Consider the following 2,078-nt stretch of genomic DNA (forward strand, 5'->3'; position numbering starts at 1 on the left):
GGCCAAACCTGAGCGAACTCCGCTCAACTTTTTTGGTCGAATCGGGAACATCTGCGCCACCCCGCCCGTTGGACCCATCGAGAAACCTGAGCGATGCTGGCTCAACTTGAGTTGACCTGGACCGGCTCAACCCGGTAGGACATGAGTCGGAGGCACTGAAGTCTGCCCCCGGAGCACAGGTTTGCCACAAACCACACTCTCGTGGTGGGCGCCAAGCCTGCCGCGGGGGAGCAGGACTTGGGTGCACACCCAGAAACCAGGAGGAATAGCAAAGATGTCTCGTGCTGTCGGAATCGACCTCGGCACCACCAACTCCGTGGTGTCGGTACTCGAAGGCGGCGAACCGACCGTCATCGCCAACGCCGAAGGCTCCCGCACCACTCCGTCCGTTGTCGCGTTCGCGCGCAACGGCGAGGTGCTCGTCGGGCAGCCCGCCAAGAACCAGGCGGTCACCAACGTCGACCGCACCATCCGCTCGGTCAAGCGCCACATGGGCGAGACCGACTGGAACGTCGCGATCGACGACAAGAAGTACACCCCGCAGGAGATCAGTGCCCGCACGCTGATGAAGCTCAAGCGCGACGCGGAGTCCTACCTCGGTGAGGACGTCACCGATGCGGTCATCACCGTGCCCGCCTACTTCAACGACTCCCAGCGGCAGGCCACCAAGGAAGCCGGCCAGATCGCCGGCCTCAACGTGCTGCGCATCGTCAACGAGCCGACCGCCGCGGCCCTGGCCTACGGCCTGGACAAGGGCGAGAAAGAACAGACCATCCTGGTCTTCGACCTCGGTGGCGGCACCTTCGACGTCTCGCTGCTCGAGATCGGCGACGGAGTGGTCGAGGTCCGCGCGACCTCCGGCGACAACAACCTCGGCGGTGACGACTGGGATCAGCGCATCGTCGACTGGCTCGTCGAGAAGTTCAAGAGCTCCTCGGGTATCGACCTGACCAAGGACAAGATGGCCATGCAGCGTCTGCGTGAGGCTGCCGAGAAGGCCAAGATCGAACTGTCGGCATCGCAGTCGACCTCGATCAACCTGCCCTACATCACCGTCGACGCCGACAAGAACCCGTTGTTCCTCGACGAGCAGCTGTCGCGCAGCGAGTTCCAGAAGATCACCTCGGATCTGCTCGAGCGCACCCGCGCTCCGTTCCAGGCGGTCATCAAGGACGCCGGCATCTCCGTCGGCGACATCGATCACGTTGTGCTCGTTGGTGGTTCGACCCGTATGCCCGCCGTCACCGACCTGGTGAAGGAGTTGACCGGCGGCAAGGAGCCCAACAAGGGCGTGAACCCCGACGAGGTCGTCGCGGTCGGCGCCGCGCTCCAGGCCGGCGTCCTCAAGGGCGAGGTCAAGGACGTCCTGCTGCTCGACGTGACCCCGCTGAGCCTGGGCATCGAGACCAAGGGCGGCGTGATGCACAAGCTGATCGAGCGCAACACCACCATCCCGACCAAGCGGTCGGAGACCTACACCACCGCCGAGGACAACCAGCCGTCGGTGCAGATCCAGGTGTATCAGGGTGAGCGCGAGATCGCCTCGCACAACAAGCTGCTCGGCTCCTTCGAGCTCGGTGGCATCGCTCCTGCGCCGCAGGGTGTTCCGCAGATCGAGGTGACCTTCGACATCGACGCCAACGGCATCGTGCACGTCACCGCGAAGGACAAGGGCACCGGCAAGGAGAACACGATCAAGATCCAGGAGGGCTCCGGCCTCTCCAAGGAGGAGATCGACCGGATGGTCAAGGACGCCGAGGCGCACGCCGACGAGGACCGCAAGCGTCGCGAGGAGGCCGAGGTCCGCAACCAGGCCGAGTCGCTCGTGCACCAGACCGAGAAGTTCCTCCAGGAGAACGAGGACAAGGTCGCTGCCGACGCCAAGGGCAAGGTCGAGTCCGCGATCAAGGAGACCAAGGACGCGCTCGCCGGCACGGACATCGCCGCGGTGAAGACCGCCGTCGAGAAGCTCGCGACGGAGTCGCAGGCCCTCGGTCAGTCCCTGTACGAGTCGCAGGCCGCCGACGCGGGTGCTGCCGCCGGTGACGGCGCGGCTGCGGGCTCGGACGACGTCGTCG

1 protein-coding gene is annotated in these 2,078 nt (G+C 65.2%); it reads left to right on the forward strand.

From position 1 onward, the window contains the following. Positions 1–274: 274 nt before the first annotated feature. Positions 275–2,078 (forward strand): molecular chaperone DnaK (dnaK, locus tag VLF38_RS02840; protein WP_325269778.1); only part of this gene is annotated, 1,804 nt, incomplete at its 3' end.

It is taken from the genome of Nocardioides sp. (assembly GCF_035481145.1).
GTDB lineage: Bacteria > Actinomycetota > Actinomycetes > Propionibacteriales > Nocardioidaceae > Nocardioides.